Annotated in this window: 16 protein-coding genes; 8 read left to right on the top strand and 8 right to left on the bottom strand. The window is 36.3% G+C overall.

Features of this window, described 5'->3' with window-relative positions; translation table 11 throughout:
* The first annotated feature begins 2 nt into the window (after positions 1 to 2).
* The gene (locus NHF50_RS12275) at positions 3 to 743 is read left to right on the top strand and encodes an acyl-[acyl-carrier-protein] thioesterase (RefSeq protein ID WP_252776714.1); all 741 of its coding nucleotides are present in this window, start codon (positions 3 to 5) and stop codon (positions 741 to 743) included.
* Between the two features lie 58 nt (positions 744 to 801).
* Here the strand turns inward: NHF50_RS12275 and glmM are convergent, their stop codons facing one another.
* Positions 802 to 2,193 carry a phosphoglucosamine mutase gene (gene glmM / locus NHF50_RS12270; protein ID WP_252776712.1) on the bottom strand — a complete coding sequence of 464 codons (1,392 nt, stop codon included), beginning with the start codon at positions 2,191 to 2,193 and terminating at the stop codon, positions 802 to 804.
* Between the two features lie 100 nt (positions 2,194 to 2,293).
* Between glmM and NHF50_RS12265 the strand changes: the two genes are divergently transcribed.
* On the top strand, positions 2,294 to 2,878 hold the full coding sequence (locus tag NHF50_RS12265; RefSeq protein ID WP_109569932.1) for an ACP phosphodiesterase: 585 nt from the start codon (positions 2,294 to 2,296) through the stop codon (positions 2,876 to 2,878).
* A 53-nt stretch (positions 2,879 to 2,931) separates the two neighbouring features.
* A complete protein-coding gene (locus NHF50_RS12260) occupies positions 2,932 to 4,752 on the top strand; it encodes a chloride channel protein (RefSeq protein WP_109569931.1) in 1,821 nt (606 codons plus the stop codon).
* Between the two features lie 39 nt (positions 4,753 to 4,791).
* On the opposite strand, the gene NHF50_RS12255 is transcribed toward NHF50_RS12260, so the two are convergent.
* Together NHF50_RS12255 and NHF50_RS12250 are read right to left on the bottom strand one after the other, a co-directional pair.
* Entirely contained in the window at positions 4,792 to 5,313 is a 522-nt protein-coding gene (locus NHF50_RS12255; protein WP_109569930.1) for a hypothetical protein, read from the bottom strand.
* A 24-nt stretch (positions 5,314 to 5,337) separates the two neighbouring features.
* Positions 5,338 to 5,787: a DMT family transporter gene (locus tag NHF50_RS12250; RefSeq protein WP_252776711.1), complete on the bottom strand. Its 450-nt coding sequence runs from the start codon at positions 5,785 to 5,787 to the stop codon at positions 5,338 to 5,340.
* 297 nt (positions 5,788 to 6,084) lie between these two features.
* Between NHF50_RS12250 and NHF50_RS12245 the strand changes: the two genes are divergently transcribed.
* The 3 genes from NHF50_RS12245 to NHF50_RS12235 all read left to right on the top strand — a co-directional run bounded on the left by NHF50_RS12245 (position 6,085) and on the right by NHF50_RS12235 (position 7,904).
* The gene (locus tag NHF50_RS12245; RefSeq protein WP_109569929.1) at positions 6,085 to 6,366 is read left to right on the top strand and encodes a hypothetical protein; all 282 of its coding nucleotides are present in this window, start codon (positions 6,085 to 6,087) and stop codon (positions 6,364 to 6,366) included.
* Between the two features lie 177 nt (positions 6,367 to 6,543).
* On the top strand, positions 6,544 to 6,987 hold the full coding sequence (locus NHF50_RS12240) for a thioesterase family protein (protein WP_109569928.1): 444 nt from the start codon (positions 6,544 to 6,546) through the stop codon (positions 6,985 to 6,987).
* 20 nt (positions 6,988 to 7,007) lie between these two features.
* The gene (locus NHF50_RS12235) at positions 7,008 to 7,904 is read left to right on the top strand and encodes a 3-hydroxyacyl-CoA dehydrogenase (RefSeq protein ID WP_109569927.1); all 897 of its coding nucleotides are present in this window, start codon (positions 7,008 to 7,010) and stop codon (positions 7,902 to 7,904) included.
* Between the two features lie 34 nt (positions 7,905 to 7,938).
* Here NHF50_RS12235 and NHF50_RS12230 read toward each other — a convergent pair whose 3' ends face one another.
* Positions 7,939 to 8,154: a hypothetical protein gene (locus NHF50_RS12230; protein WP_252776709.1), complete on the bottom strand. Its 216-nt coding sequence runs from the start codon at positions 8,152 to 8,154 to the stop codon at positions 7,939 to 7,941.
* Complete coding sequence (locus tag NHF50_RS12225) at positions 8,151 to 8,537, bottom strand: STAS/SEC14 domain-containing protein (protein WP_109569925.1); 387 nt, start codon at positions 8,535 to 8,537, stop codon at positions 8,151 to 8,153. Before NHF50_RS12225 ends, NHF50_RS12230 begins: the two co-directional genes overlap by 4 nt.
* 153 nt (positions 8,538 to 8,690) lie before the next feature.
* Here NHF50_RS12225 and uvrA point away from each other — a divergent pair, with 153 nt between their 5' ends.
* Together uvrA and NHF50_RS12215 are read left to right on the top strand one after the other, a co-directional pair.
* A complete protein-coding gene (gene uvrA / locus NHF50_RS12220) occupies positions 8,691 to 11,522 on the top strand; it encodes an excinuclease ABC subunit UvrA (RefSeq protein ID WP_252776708.1) in 2,832 nt (943 codons plus the stop codon).
* Between the two features lie 34 nt (positions 11,523 to 11,556).
* The gene (locus NHF50_RS12215) at positions 11,557 to 12,282 is read left to right on the top strand and encodes a TIGR00730 family Rossman fold protein (RefSeq protein ID WP_252776706.1); all 726 of its coding nucleotides are present in this window, start codon (positions 11,557 to 11,559) and stop codon (positions 12,280 to 12,282) included.
* Positions 12,283 to 12,344: 62 nt separating this feature from the next.
* On the opposite strand, the gene NHF50_RS12210 is transcribed toward NHF50_RS12215, so the two are convergent.
* From NHF50_RS12210 to NHF50_RS12200, 3 genes are all read right to left on the bottom strand, one after another.
* Complete coding sequence (locus NHF50_RS12210) at positions 12,345 to 12,755, bottom strand: OsmC family peroxiredoxin (RefSeq protein WP_252776705.1); 411 nt, start codon at positions 12,753 to 12,755, stop codon at positions 12,345 to 12,347.
* Between the two features lie 40 nt (positions 12,756 to 12,795).
* On the bottom strand, positions 12,796 to 13,374 hold the full coding sequence (locus tag NHF50_RS12205) for a TetR/AcrR family transcriptional regulator (RefSeq protein WP_252776703.1): 579 nt from the start codon (positions 13,372 to 13,374) through the stop codon (positions 12,796 to 12,798).
* 114 nt (positions 13,375 to 13,488) lie between these two features.
* Positions 13,489 to 15,486 carry an endonuclease gene (locus NHF50_RS12200; protein WP_109569921.1) on the bottom strand — a complete coding sequence of 666 codons (1,998 nt, stop codon included), beginning with the start codon at positions 15,484 to 15,486 and terminating at the stop codon, positions 13,489 to 13,491.
* Positions 15,487 to 15,547 lie beyond the last annotated feature (61 nt).

The raw sequence follows: 15,547 nt of genomic DNA, 5'->3' as shown, positions 1-15,547 counted from the left end.
CTATGCCTATAGCACCCGATTTTTCCTCTGTTTTAGAAGAAACTTTTGAAATCAGTTTTTTACATTGTTACCCAAATGCATACTTGAAATATACAGATCTATGCAACTTATTACAGTTAACAGCAGGTTCTCATGCTGATAAAGGCGGTATCAGTTATTCTGATCTGCAATTGAAGCAGCAAGCGTGGGTTTTGAGCCGAATGCGCGTAGAAATTTTAAAATTACCAAAATGGCGTGATGTCGTAACTGTAAAAACATGGATTAAGAGCTTAGAAAACTCACGTTCGGTGCGCTGTTTGGAAATGCATCTGAATGGCGAAAAAATTGTAGGTTGTGAAACTTTTTGGGCCGTTATCAATACTCAAACACGACGTCCGGATGCTTTAGCCATGCCACACGATCACTTTGAAAAATATGATATTTCGGCAACTGAGAAGCCAACTGAAAAAATTAATATTCCGGAGGGATCCGCATTATGTCTGCCGTATGAAGTAACCTTATCGGATATTGATATCGTCAATCACGTTAACAATGTTAAATATCTGGAATGGTGTTTGGATGCTGAAGATCCTGAGAAATTATTACAGTGTAAAATTGCCACTTTAGACATCAATTTTATGCGCGAGCTCAATTTAAAGGACAAAGCTAACATTTGTTGCGCTGCAAACGAAATAGAAAGTGTTTATTCCATAACCAAAGACGGTAAAAACGTTTACGCTTTACAAATTGGTTGGAAATCTTGAAAATAAAAAAGAGAACTTACAATTAAGTTCTCTTTTTTATTTATGATTCTTTAGCTAACTAAATTCCGGCTATTTTTTTCAATTCTTCTACAAAGCGCTCTGCCAAAGCATCTGCTTCAACTTGCGAAGGAGCCTCAGTGTAAATTCGGATGATCGGTTCGGTATTGGATTTACGCAAATGCACCCATTCGGTTGGGAAATCGATCTTAACACCATCAATTGTGGTAATGTTTTCGTGAGCATAGACCTGTTCCATTTCTTTTAACACAGCATCCACATCTATTTGAGGGGTTAATTCAATTTTATTTTTGCTCATAAAATATTGCGGATATCCGGCACGTATTTCGGCAACCGTTTGCGTTTGGTTTGCCAAATAGGTCAAAAACAATGCAACTCCTACTAAAGCGTCACGCCCGTAATGCAATTCCGGATAAATGATTCCTCCGTTTCCTTCTCCACCGATGATCGCATTCGTTTTTTTCATTAATTCCACTACATTTACTTCACCTACAGCACTGGCTTCATAAGTTCCGTTATGCTTTTCAGTAATATCGCGTAATGCTCTGGAAGACGACATATTAGAAACCGTATTTCCCGGTGTTTTGCTCAATACATAATCAGCAACAGCCACTAAGGTATATTCTTCTCCGAACATTTCTCCGTCGTTTGAAATAAAAGCCAAACGATCCACATCCGGATCTACTACAATACCAAAATCGGCATTTTCTTCCACTACTAACTTACAAATATCTCCCAAATGTTCTTTTAACGGCTCAGGATTATGCGGAAAATGTCCGTTAGGCTCACAATACAATTTTACCACTTCTACTCCCATTTCTTCTAAAAGCTTAGGAATAACAACACCTCCGGAAGAATTCACACCGTCAACTACTACTTTGAACTTACGTTTTGCTACTGCTTCCACATCTACTAAAGGGAGTTTCAGTACCTCATCAATATGAATATCCATGTAAGCCTCATTTTCAAGAATCTCGCCTAAATCATCAACCTGAGCAAAGTCAAAAGCTTCTTGGTCGGCTATTTCCAGAATCTTAGCCCCGTCAGCTCCGCTCAAAAATTCGCCTTTTGCATTCAACAATTTTAAAGCATTCCATTGTTTCGGATTGTGTGATGCCGTCAAAATAATTCCTCCTTCAGCACCTTCCATTGGCACTGCCACTTCAACTGTTGGTGTTGTAGATAAACCTAAATCGATCACATCAATTCCTAAACCGATCAATGTATTGACCACTAACTGATGGATCATTGGTCCCGAAATACGGGCATCTCGGCCTATCACTACTTTTAATTTTGAATCTGACTTAGCGTTTTGTTTTAAGAACGTTCCGTAGGCTGAAGCAAATTTCACGGCATCAACCGGGGTTAAATTATCTCCAACATTACCTCCTATTGTACCTCGAATTCCTGAAATAGATTTGATTAATGTCATTCTCTGAAGAATTATGAAAGTTATATTATGATTTGTTATTCTAAAAGTTTAAATTGCATAGCAAATATACTAATTAGTCCTTTAAATACGCTGTAAAAACATGAACTATCTTGCCCATATTTATCTTTCCGGTGCTAACGATCTGATAAAAATCGGCAACTTTATGGCAGACGGGATCAAAGGTCATGAATATGAGAAATTTCCGATAGCTATTCAAAAAGGAATCTTACTCCACAGACAAATTGATTCTTTTACTGATTTCCATCCGACTTACAGGCAAAGTAAACACCGTTTGCACGAAGCTTACGGACACTATTCCGGGGTTATTATGGATATCTATTATGATCATTTCTTAACCGTTAACTGGGATTTATATTCGGATACTCCTTTAAATGAATACATCAATAGCTTTTATCAGTTACTGGAAACTAATTTTGATCTACTTACTCCTAAAATGCAACGTATGGTACCCAAAATGATCTCGCAAAACTGGTTGGGAAGTTATGCTCATCTTGAAGGCATGGAAAAAATTTTGTACCAGATGGATTATCGCACACAATTCAAGTCTAAAATGCAATTCGCCATTCGGGAACTGGAACTTTACTACGATGCTTTCAATATGGAATTCAAGGCTTTTTTTGATGAAATAAGAGCGATGGTTCAAGAAAAATTGAATAATTATTAGCATGTTCTTTTAAGAAGCGGTAACTTTGCCGAAATTTTGTTTTTAACAGAAAAATGCATACGAAAAAAGTAAATCCGATTCTCCTTTTTATTCGAAAAAATGTCAAAAGACTGGAGCGCCTGGTTTTCATTTTTAAATCCTTGTTATCGCCAAGACAATTTATTTACTTTTCTTGTGTTTTGGTTGGAATTTCTTCGGCATTAGCAGTAATTGTTCTAAAAACATTTGCCCACTCTGTCTATAAATTTGCTCAATATCTGGACGGTTTTTTGAATTTGCCTTATAGTAACAGTGCTTTTCCTATCATCGGAATTTTACTAACGGCTTTGGTCATTCAAAAGCTATTGAACGGCTCCCTGCAAAAAGGAACGGCTCAGATTATGTATGCTGTAGCCAAGAAAAGCGGTATTATGCCAAGGAAGCAAATGTATGCTCAGATCATTACCAGTTCATTTACCGTAGGTATGGGTGGTAGTGCCGGACTTGAGTCGCCTATTACAATTACAGGAGCAGCCTTCGGAAGCAATTTTGCTCAGAATTACCGTTTGAGCTATAAAGACCGTACTTTACTTTTAGCCTGTGGTGTTGCTGCCGGTATTGCTGCAGCTTTTAATGCACCCATAGCGGGCGTTTTATTTGCCATTGAAGTAGTCCTGACGGAGATCAGTATCACGGCTTTTATCCCTATTATGATCAGTGCCGCTACCGGGGCATTAGTGTCTACTATTGTTTTAAATGAAAATATACTTTTAAGCTTTAAGGAAGGAGAAGCTTTTGATTATCAAAACATCCCTTATTATATCTTATTGGGTATCATTTCCGGATTTATCTGTGTGAATTATACCCGTACATTCAGTAAGATCGAACATTGGTTTGCCCGATATAAAAGCAGTGTATACAGAAAAGCCTTTATCGGTGCTACACTTTTAGCCGTATTGATCTTCTTCTTTCCGTCCTTATTCGGTGAAGGATATGAAAGTATTAAAGTTTTAGCCAATCAGCACCCAGAAAACATTCTGGACAATACGATTCTGAGCTCTTATAAAGGCAACGATTGGGTCTTGTTATTGTTCATTGGTTTGACCATGATGGCAAAAGTATATGCTACAGGATTTACTCTTGGTGCCGGAGGTAACGGAGGTAACTTTGCTCCTTCTCTTTTTATCGGTTCTTATCTGGGCTTTGTACTTGCTAAATTTATCAATCTGATCGGAATTACCAAACCAATGTCAGTAAGCAATTTTACTCTGGTAGGTATGGCCGGGATTTTAAGCGGATTGTTCCATGCTCCGTTAACTGCTATTTTCCTTATTGCTGAGATCACAGGAGGTTATAATCTGATGGTTCCTTTAATGATGGTTTCTTCAGTGAGCTTTGCGATCTCAAAACGTTTTGAAACCTATTCTTTCGACATTAAAGACTTAGCCGGTAAAGGAGATGTTTTTACAAATGATAAAGACAAAAATATTCTGCATTCTTTAGAAGCTTCTCAATTCATACAGCACAATTTTAAACCGGTTCCTGATTCAAATTCATTGGAACAATTAGTAGAATTGATCAAAACTACGGACGAGCTGGTCTTTCCGGTTTTAAATGATAAAGAACAACTACAAGGATTAATTGATGTTGCTGAGATCAGACCTGTTATTCTTTCTCCTTTTAAGATTAAATATACTTCGATACAAGAGGTAATGCAGCCTCCTAAAGAAATTATTTTTTATGATGAAATGATGGAAACCATCATAGAGAAGTTTGAAAATTCACAAACTCAAATTCTTCCGGTTTTAAAAAACGGGAAGTTTATCGGTTTTATGTCTAAAATTTCCATTTTAGAAAAATACCGTGAAAAGCTGAAAGCTATGATCATTGAATAATATCTTATAAAAAGAAAAAGGCGAATTATTCGCCTTTTTTTATTTGCTTTTCTCTCCTATAAAATAATCCTCTTTGAGCTTAAACAACACATTAAATGTGGTTAAACTTCCATAAATACGAGTAATATATTGTTGCAGTTCTACTTTTTCTAATTCGTCTAAATTACTGGAATTTATTTTTTGCTCCATCACCCGTATTCTGTCTCGTACCATAACAATCTTATGGAAAAAAGTATCGATAGGAATTTCTTTATTTTGTGTATCGTTCCCGGATTCTAAAAGAATTCTTCCTCCTTTCCACTTATCGGCTAAAGAGGTTGCCGGACTAATATCTGTGTATTTTTGCAAAAGATTTTTCAGCATTTTTTCCACTTCATAAAAACTTACGGTATCTACCTCTGCTTCAACTGCTTCTATAACTTCAAATTCTTCGGTAAGATCAATGGTTTCTATTCCTTTTTCAATAAAAGTTACCCAATAATGTCTTGCCGATACATTGGTGACAACACCCGTTCCGTATTCCGCATGTTTAATGCGCGAACCTATTCCAAGTAATTTCATTTTATTTATTTTTTATTTAGTCTTCTAAAATTTCTTCATTATAATAACTCCGATCACTACCATGAGCATCCCTATAATTCTTCCTATACTAATGGGCTGCTGTTGCGCTACTAGTACATTGAAATGTTCCAATAAAACAGAGAAAATCATTTGTCCTGCAACTACTAATCCAAAAGTTAAGCCAGGACCTAATTTAGGAAATGCTAAAATAATAACTGTAACATAAAAAGCTCCCAGAATACCCCCGATCCACAAATAAACGGGTGCTGCTTTTATACCGGACCAGGAAACGGTTTGTTTAGTTACCACAAGATATAAGATCAGAGCAACTGCTCCTACAACAAAAGAAATGGTTGAAGCATGAACCGGACTTTCCCCTGCTTTTCCCAATCGGGAGTTCAATCCGGCTTGAATAGGTAAAAAAGCTCCTGCTATAAGTACCATTACAATCCATAGTAGCTTATCTGTATTCATTCTTGTATATTTTTGCTAATATAGCTAAAGTTAGATCTAAATAAGCTAAAATATCGTTTGATTTTACACAAAACCTTTTAATAACTTTTCTCCTTTTAATACAAAGTCAAACCCAAGTAATCCGGTTAAAAATAAAAAGAAATTCTTCTTTCATCTTATCTAAGATGAATACAAAGTAAATAAAAACATACATTTTTAACACATTAATAAACTAAAAATAAAAGATTTTACTTGCAAAGTAAAAAATAAATTAATTTATTTACATAACTATTTTATAACCTTTTAAAGTTTTTTATTATGAAAAAAGTCTTTTTAACAGCTGCCTTATTTGCTACATTACTAGCTTCAACTTCTTACAGTAACAACAGTTTAGAAGTTTCGTCTAAAGAAACCAGTATTACTAAAGAAGTAAAAACTACTTATGTTACTGCTTTCTCTGTAAATAATATTCCTTCAAGTCCTGGCACTACTGCCTATTTCAACACCTACAGTTGTGCTCAGAACTTTATTGATCAATTCGGAGGAACTCATGCGGGAAAGGTTTCCGTTCCCTCTACTCAAGTTTTAACTTGTTTATAAACATAATTGCATGCCTCTCTAGGTATAGTAATTAAACAAGCTATTAGGAACAATCCAGATAACACACCATTATTTGGGTTGTTTTTTTATTTTCTCCTAATAAGTTTTCCCATTCATCCTTTATTTAGAAGCAAAATCTTATTTTTGATATACTTTTTACATCGAAAAACCATAATTATGCAAAACATCAATATTCAAGATTTTAAATTTTCCTTACCTCTAACTATCCGTTGGAATGATTTAGACCCCTTAAGTCATGTAAATAATGTCTACTATTTCGAATATTTCCAAATCGGACGCGGTCATTATATGCCAACAGTTAGTAAACAATGGGATTGGACTAAAAATATGTTTGTCATTGCGCATATAGAATGTGACTATTATAAAGAATTAAAACTCACTGCCGTTCAACCTACTATCAAGTTGAGAACCTCATCTTTAGGTTCTAAAAGTTTTGAAATCGAATACTTAATTACGAGTTTAGGTAAAGATGGAAATGAAATTGTTCACGCAAAAGGAAAAAGTACGCAAGTATTAATTGATACAACACTGGGAAAATCTATTGAGATTCCGGATTGGCTACGAACTGATTTAACGACTTACGAACCCGCTTTACAATAATATTTTAAACCTATCAAATTATGAATTTTAAAAATGTAACTGTAGCAGGAAGCGGTGTTTTGGGATACCAAATTGCATTCCAAACTGCTTTTCATGGATTTAAAGTAACAGTATACGATATTAACGACGAAGTTCTGGACAAAGCCAAAGCTAAATTTGACAGGCTAAGTAAAGCTTATATCCATGATTTACAAGCTACTGACGAACAGTTGAAAGCCACTTTTGAAAATTTAAGCTATTGCTCTGACTTGGCAGAAGCTGTAAAAGATGCCGACCTATTAATTGAAGCTGTACCGGAAAATCCGAAGATTAAAATTAGTTTCTATGAAAAATTAGCAGTAGTAGCACCTGAAAAAACAGTTTTCGCTACTAACTCATCTACCCTGTTACCCAGTCAATTTGCAGCAGCGACCCAACGTCCTGAAAAATTCGTTGCTTTACACTTTGCTAACGAAATTTGGAAACATAATACTGCTGAGATCATGGGACATCCCGGAACAAATGAACAGGTTTTTAATGAGGTGGTCGACTTTGCTAAAGCTATCGGGATGATTGCTCTTCCACTCTACAAAGAACAACCGGGATATATTCTGAATTCCCTTTTGGTTCCTTTGTTAGGTGCTGCAACTAATTTGTTGGTAAATGGCGTTTCTGATGTCAAGACCATTGACAAGACCTGGATGGTTGCAACCGGAGCACCTGTTGGTCCGTTTGGAATATTAGACGTCGTTGGTATTACAACTGCTTATAACATCAATAAAATGGCTGCGGATAAAACTCAGGATCCGATTAAAATCAAAACCGTTGCGTTTTTAAAGGAAAATTTTATTGACAAAGGCAAACTGGGTGTTGCTACCGGAGAAGGATTCTATAAATACCCTGATCCTGCTTATAAAGACAAAGATTTTTTGAAATAAGGAAATAAAAAAAGAAGCCCTCAGGCTTCTTTTTTTATCCTTTGCATTTACATTTTCTTTTCCCCGCATCTAGTGCTTCTTTTTCAGTCATTTCTGTGATATCCGACTTACAACGCTTTAAAGCGGCATGCGACTTTACCTGATGATAAATTTCACTTTTCCCGCAAACATAAACTACCGAAGTACCCTTATTTTCCGAACTGAAACTAAACAGCGAAAAAACAATTGCTAAAACAAATATCTTTTTCATAAAGTTGATTTGACAAATTTCATTGCTTCTTCCATCTGAGAAACATCAAAATACCTTTCATACCTTTCTTTACTTGCTCTTTCAAAAAATAAATTATCAATGGGAACCAATGCTTTTAAAATATTAGAATGAGCCACAATTGCAAGATGTCCCATTTGCTTATAATTCCTCAAAGTCCAAATTATATCTTCCATAAAAGCTTTACTACTTGTTTTACTGATTTTCATTTCATCCAGTTTAATCAAAACATTTACAAATGAAAACCCCATATCTAATTTTTCCTGAAAGAACTTTTGAGCCAATTTTTCATCTGTCTCTGTAAATCCGTCTATAACCTCAAAAGCTAATGTATTTCCTTTAAAAGTTTCTAATTGTTCTATCATGATCTTCTTTTTTATATTAAAAAAACAGATTTCTTAGCCATAAATTTACTAAAAAACTCACATTTATATTGCTAAACACTCTCTTTTTTTGCCTGTTAAAGTGATTAGTTTTTCTCCCTATAAACTTGTATCTTTGCGTTTTGGCCAAAAAACATGAACAACACAGAAGAAACTATTGAAATTATTGGCGCTCGTGCCCATAATTTAAAGAATATTGACGTAATCATTCCCCGAGAAAAACTGGTAGTTATTACCGGGCTTTCCGGTTCCGGAAAATCATCGTTAGCATTTGATACCATTTATGCCGAAGGACAACGCCGTTATATAGAAACTTTTTCAGCTTATGCCCGACAATTTCTAGGAGGATTAGAACGTCCGGATGTGGATAAGATCGACGGTCTGTCGCCTGTAATTGCCATCGAACAGAAAACAACAAGCAAAAGTCCCCGCTCTACAGTAGGAACTATTACAGAGATCTATGATTTTTTGCGATTGTTATATGCACGTGCGGGTGAAGCTTTTAGTTACAATACGGGAGAAAAAATGGTCTCCTATTCAGATGAACAAATTAAAGAATTGATTTCTGAAACCTTCAATGGCAAACGAATCAATATTTTATCACCTGTTATTCGTTCCAGAAAAGGTCATTACCGTGAACTATTCGAGCAAATTGCAAAACAAGGTTTCGTGAAAGTACGTGTTGATGGTAAAATCCGAGATCTGGAATACGGCATGAAAGTAGATCGATACAAAACTCATGATATAGAAATTGTAATAGACCGGATTGCTGTTAAAAATGATGAAGATACTGAAAAGCGCCTTATCGAAAGCATTAAAACCGCAATGTATCACGGCGATGATATCTTAATGGTATTGGAACAAGAAGGTGATGAAGTACGCTATTTCAGTCGAAATTTAATGTGTCCGTCAACCGGTATTTCGTATCCGAATCCCGAACCCAACAACTTTTCATTTAACTCTCCGAAAGGCGCCTGCGAATGTTGTAACGGTTTAGGCACAACCAATGAAATTAACCTTAAAAAAATCATTCCCAACCCTAAAGCATCGATCAAGAACGGTGGTTTTGCGCCCTTGGGCGACTATAAAAACTCCTGGATCTTCAAACAATTGGAAATCATTGCTCAGAAATTCGAATTCAAATTAACTGATGCTATTGATACGATTCCTCAGGGAGCAATGGAAATGATCCTGAACGGTGGCAATGAAAAATTTTCAGTAGTTTCTAAAGTGATGGGGATTACTAAAGACTATAAAATTGATTTTGAAGGAATTGCCAATTTTATCAAGAACCAATACGAACAATCCGAATCACAAAGTATCAAACGCTGGGCAAAAGAATTCATGGATGAGGTCGAATGTCAGGAATGCCATGGAACACGTTTGCGTAAAGAAGCACTATATTTTAAGATTCATGACAAAAATATAGGCGAATTAGCCCAAATGGACATTGCTGAACTGTCAGAATGGTTTAAAGGTTTACCGGAACATCTTACGGAAAAACAGCAAACCATTGCTCTTGAAATTTTAAAAGAGATCACTACACGCCTACAGTTTTTACTGGATGTCGGCTTGAACTACCTTTCATTAAACAGAAGTTCCAAATCGCTATCCGGTGGGGAAGCCCAACGGATCCGTTTAGCGACACAGATCGGCTCACAACTGGTAGGTGTACTATATATTTTGGACGAACCGAGCATTGGTTTACACCAAAGGGATAACGAACGACTCATCAAATCATTAGAAAGTCTGCGAGATATCGGAAACTCGGTTATTGTTGTTGAACATGACAAAGACATGATCGAACGTGCTGACCATGTAATTGATATCGGACCGAAAGCAGGACGTTTTGGTGGTAAGATCATTAGTCAGGGAACACCGAAAGAGTTGCTAAAAGAAAACACGATTACCGCACAATTCATGAGCGGCAAGATGAAGATCGAAATTCCTGAAAAACGTCGCGAAGGCAACGGAAAAACCGTAAAATTATACGGTGCTAAGGGTTATAACCTTAAAAATGTTACCGTTGAGTTTCCTTTAGGAAAACTAATTTGTGTAACTGGGGTTTCCGGTAGTGGAAAATCGACTTTAGTCAATGAAACACTCTACCCTATTTTAAACGCTCATTTCTTCAATGCGGTCAAAAAACCGCAGCCCTATGACAAAATAGAAGGATTGGAACACATAGACAAAGTTATCGATATTGATCAAAGTCCTATCGGTAGAACGCCGCGCAGTAATCCGGCAACTTATACAGATGTTTTCTCTGAAATCCGCAGTTTATTTACCCAAACTCCGGAAGCTCAGATCAGAGGATATAAACCGGGACGCTTTAGCTTTAATGTTAAAGGCGGAAGATGTGAAACCTGTGAAGGATCAGGTGTACGAACTATTGAAATGAGCTTTTTGCCGGATGTTTATGTTGAATGCGAAACCTGTCAGGGAAAACGCTTCAATCGGGAAACACTGGAGATCCGCTACAAAGGGAAATCTATTTCAGACGTATTGGACATGACTGTTAACGAAGCAGTGGTTTTCTTTGAAAACATCCCGAAAATTTACAGAAAGATCAAAACTATTCAGGATGTAGGTTTAGGATATATTACACTAGGTCAACAAAGTACCACCCTTTCAGGTGGCGAAGCACAACGGGTAAAACTGGCGACCGAACTTTCCAAGAAAGATACCGGAAATACATTTTACATTTTAGACGAACCCACAACAGGTCTACATTTTGAGGATATTCGAGTTTTAATGAATGTGATACAGAAATTAGTCGATAAAGGCAATACGGTTTTGATTATCGAACATAATCTCGATGTTATTAAAATAGCAGATTATATCATTGACATTGGCTATGAAGGTGGGAAAGGAGGCGGTCAGGTAGTCACAACCGGAACTCCTGAAGAAGTTATCAAAAATAAAAAGAGCTATACGGCACAATTTTTGAAAAAAGAATTATCTTAGCGGGCTTGTTTAATTTTAAAAAGACGAAAAGACTATGGCATTAGAGCAATACGAAAACGACGACCACAGAATACAGGAAAAATTCAAACAAAAGACCTGGAACGAAATACGAACTAACGATTCATGGGCAATCTTTAAGATCATGTCTGAATTCGTAAACGGTTACGAGTCAATGGGAAGAATCGGTCCCTGTGTTTCTATTTTCGGTTCGGCACGTACTAAATCTGACAGCAGATATTATCTTTTAGCAGAAAAGATCGCTTATAAAATCAGTAAAGCCGGTTATGGTGTAATCACCGGAGGAGGTCCGGGTATTATGGAAGCCGGAAACAAAGGGGCTCACTACGGCGGGGGAACTTCAGTAGGTTTGAACATTGAATTGCCTTTTGAACAACATTTCAATCCGTATATCGATCGCGACAAAAACTTGCAGTTTGATTATTTCTTTGTCCGCAAAGTAATGTTTGTCAAATATTCACAAGGATTTATCGTTATGCCGGGTGGTTTCGGTACTTTGGATGAATTGTTTGAAGCTATAACGCTAATTCAGACTAAAAAGATTGCTAAATTCCCTATCATTTTAGTTGGTTCTGAGTTCTGGGAAGGCTTAATGGATTGGGTTAAAGCTGTACTGTTAGAAAAATTCCACAACATTAGTCCGGAAGATCTTAATCTATTCAAAATTGTAGATACTGAAGATGAAGTGTTAGACGCTTTAGATACTTTCTACAAAAAATACAATTTATCTCCGAATTTCTAAAAATTAAAAAGTTACTGCTTAACACAGAGATTAAGCAGTAACTTTTTTTAATACTTCCTAAATCAAACTAAAGTTGCCGTCAGCTTTATTTCAAAACTAAAAGCATTACTTACCGGACAGGTTTTCTCTGCATTCTTAGCTACTTTCTGGAATTCTTCTTCACTTATTCCCGGAATCTTAGCCTGTAATGTCAGTTCTGATAGTGTGATCACACCGTTATCAATTGTAACTACTGATTGTGTTTCCAGTGATTCTACCGTATAACCTGCTTCAGAAAGATCTAAATCTAATTTCATTGTAAAACAGCCTGCATGAGCCGCCGCTAAAAGTTCTTCCGGATTTGTACCTACACCGTCTGCAAAACGGCTGTTAAACGAATACTGTGTCTTGTTAAGGGTGGTACTTTGAGTGGTTAAATGCCCTCCCCCGGTTTTAATGTCGCCGTTCCACACGGCAGTTGCTCTTCTTTTCATTTTTTATTGTTTTTAGTTAATTCATAGTTTTACATTAGTCTCATTGTATGCAACGTAAATTCATTTCGATCAGCATCTTTAATTCTGATTTGTCATTTACTGTATTTCGAGTTACGTTAAGCCCACTCCAAAGATTTAATAAATGTAGTCCTAACAAATCAGGAGTCACAGCTGTTTTTAAGTTTCCTTGCATCTTTTCTTTTTCAAGTGCTTTTACGAAAATATCTTTCAGAGTTCTCAATTGTTTTTCGGCTGAACATTTTAAATCTTTGTCACTAACCTGTATCAAAGCATTTGCAAAATAGCAACCATACTTTCCTAAATTAGTTTCCGGATCTGCCATTTCATAAAAGAAAACTCTTATTTCCTCTAAAGGATGCTCCGATAGCTCTATTTTATCTTTAAACGCTTTTATATGGTGATCCATTACCCGATCCAGTGACTTTTGAAAGAGCTCTTGTTTTCCTCCTTTATAAGCCAAATAAAAGCTTCCTTTCCCTATTCCCATAGCTTTTAGCAAATCATCTGATGATGCGTTCTCATAGCCCTTTTGCCAAAAAACTTCAATTGCTTGATCTAAAGCTTGATCTGCATTGTATATTCTGGGTCTTCCTGCCATTTCTCATTGATTTTCAGTATAAATATACAAATTGTACCAATTAGTACAAAATTAATTTAAAAAAATCGGGAAACAGTTTACATTTCCCGATATATAACGTATAAGTTTCTGAACTTATTTAATTACAATTTTTTTGATCGCTTCATTTCCGTTATTCTTCACTTTTACCAAATACATTCCTTTAGCCAGCTCCATCGTAAGTCTGATCTGAGAATCAAAAGTCTGCTCTAAAACAGCCTGTCCGGTTAAAGTATAAATAGTTACAGTAGAAGTGCCGCTTAAACCTGAAATCATTAAATAATCTGTAGTCGGATTGGGATACACCTTAACAGCATCTGCAATAAAATTTTCATTTGCTAAAGCAAAAGACCAAGGATCTCCGTAATGAGAACCGAAAATATAATCTGCTAATAAAGGATAATCAATAAACGGATTTCTATTCATCTGCCAATTATAAACGACATTATTTCGATTCATTTCATAATCATCAGCCGGGTCTTGTGTATTCCAATTCAACAAAGTAGCCAGATCTCCTATTTCCCCTGAAGGGGTTGTTCCGTCAGACAAATACTCACTCGGATCGCCATTAACCACATCCAAAGCATTGAAGCGAACAGCCATATAAAACAATGCTCTAGCTACATCTCCTCTCCAAGAACCTTGAGTTCCTGTTGGTCCGGCATAAACCGTTCCGGAGGCGACTGTACCGTAATTTTTATTGTTCCTTGATGAGTTCTCTTGTCCGTTCACCGCTCTTAAGTGATGTGCATCAGAAATTCCGTCTACCGTATTGTCCGGTCCGGTTGTATTCCAAACATTAATTCCGTCAGCCGTATCTCCCATTGCTACTTCAAACCCGCCTCTTGACTGACAAAAGATATGTTCTCTATTCCATTTTCCGACAATGCTACTGGTATTTTGCTGATCTAATTTCGCCATTGGCGATTCTGTATAAACACACCAAACTTGATTGTTATTTTCGGGATTACGATCAGCATCTTTTAAAATATCCCAGATATCCGCATAACTTTGTAATCTTACCACAGCCGGATCTGCAATTATATCTTGTAATGCTTGTTTCAATGCTGCTCCTGAAAGTCCTTCCAAAGCATCATAATAACCTGCCGGAATTTGTGGTGCACACACTCCATACGTAGGATTTAGAGGTGTTCCCCAAGGATCAGTCGCAAAATTAATATCATAAATCCGGATAATAAAATTGTCATTATTGGCAATATAACCTGAAGGTAATGATTGAAACTGGAACAAAGCTTCTTCATCGCCTTCATCTGTTCCGTCATCATACAAGCTAATGGTTGTAGACGTAGTAGATGAACCAACCGGGATAGAAACCGTCAAAGCGCCTGAAAAATCATTTACTGAAAAATTGCCGTTCGTCAATGAAAAATTCATAATTAAATTTTGATTTTGAACGGGCTGACTTGTTGTAAAAACAATATCAAAATTTTCACCTTCATTATAAGAGGTCTGAGAAGTTGTCACTGTTATATAATTGAATACTATTCCACTTCCGTCATTATTCATACCCGGCGTGGGCGTATCAACAACATAACTACCGTTTAACAACTGAATGGATTGACTGGAACCTGAACTGTTTTGATTTTCATTTACACAAACAGACAATCCCCAAATCGACATTAAAGCCGTTGGCTGCGTTGTAGAACTATTTGAATAAGCTAAAGCATCCACTACATTAGAGGCCGTAGCAGCAGTTCCGAAAGGAAAATCTGTATCGTTACCTAAATAGAGTGCTACTCCGTCCGGACCGTTTTGGATCGTATTATTAGGAATAACAATTACCGGTGAAGGAGAAACTTGTGCATTTCCGATCAGAAAGTTTCCGTTAGCATCAGTAGTATATCCATCTAAATCGATTGCATAATAACTGGAAACTCCTGTTCCGGAAGAAGTTGCATTAAAAAAGACCAACACATATCCGTCTAAAACATAATTAGGTGTCGCAGAATGTAATTCTACAAATTCCAAAACATCTGTACTGGCAGTATCAGCATCTAATTCGCTGATAACAACTTGTGAAAAAATAACAGTAGAGCATAAAAAGGTTACTATGCAAAGTAATTTTTTTATCATTTTTTGGAACATTATAATTCTTTCAAAGATATTTAATTTCTTAAAGAACTTAAGCTATTTC

It is taken from the genome of Flavobacterium sp. NRK F10 (genome assembly GCF_024054235.1).
Lineage (GTDB): Bacteria > Bacteroidota > Bacteroidia > Flavobacteriales > Flavobacteriaceae > Flavobacterium > Flavobacterium sediminis.
This window is presented reverse-complemented; position numbering and strand designations above follow the sequence as displayed.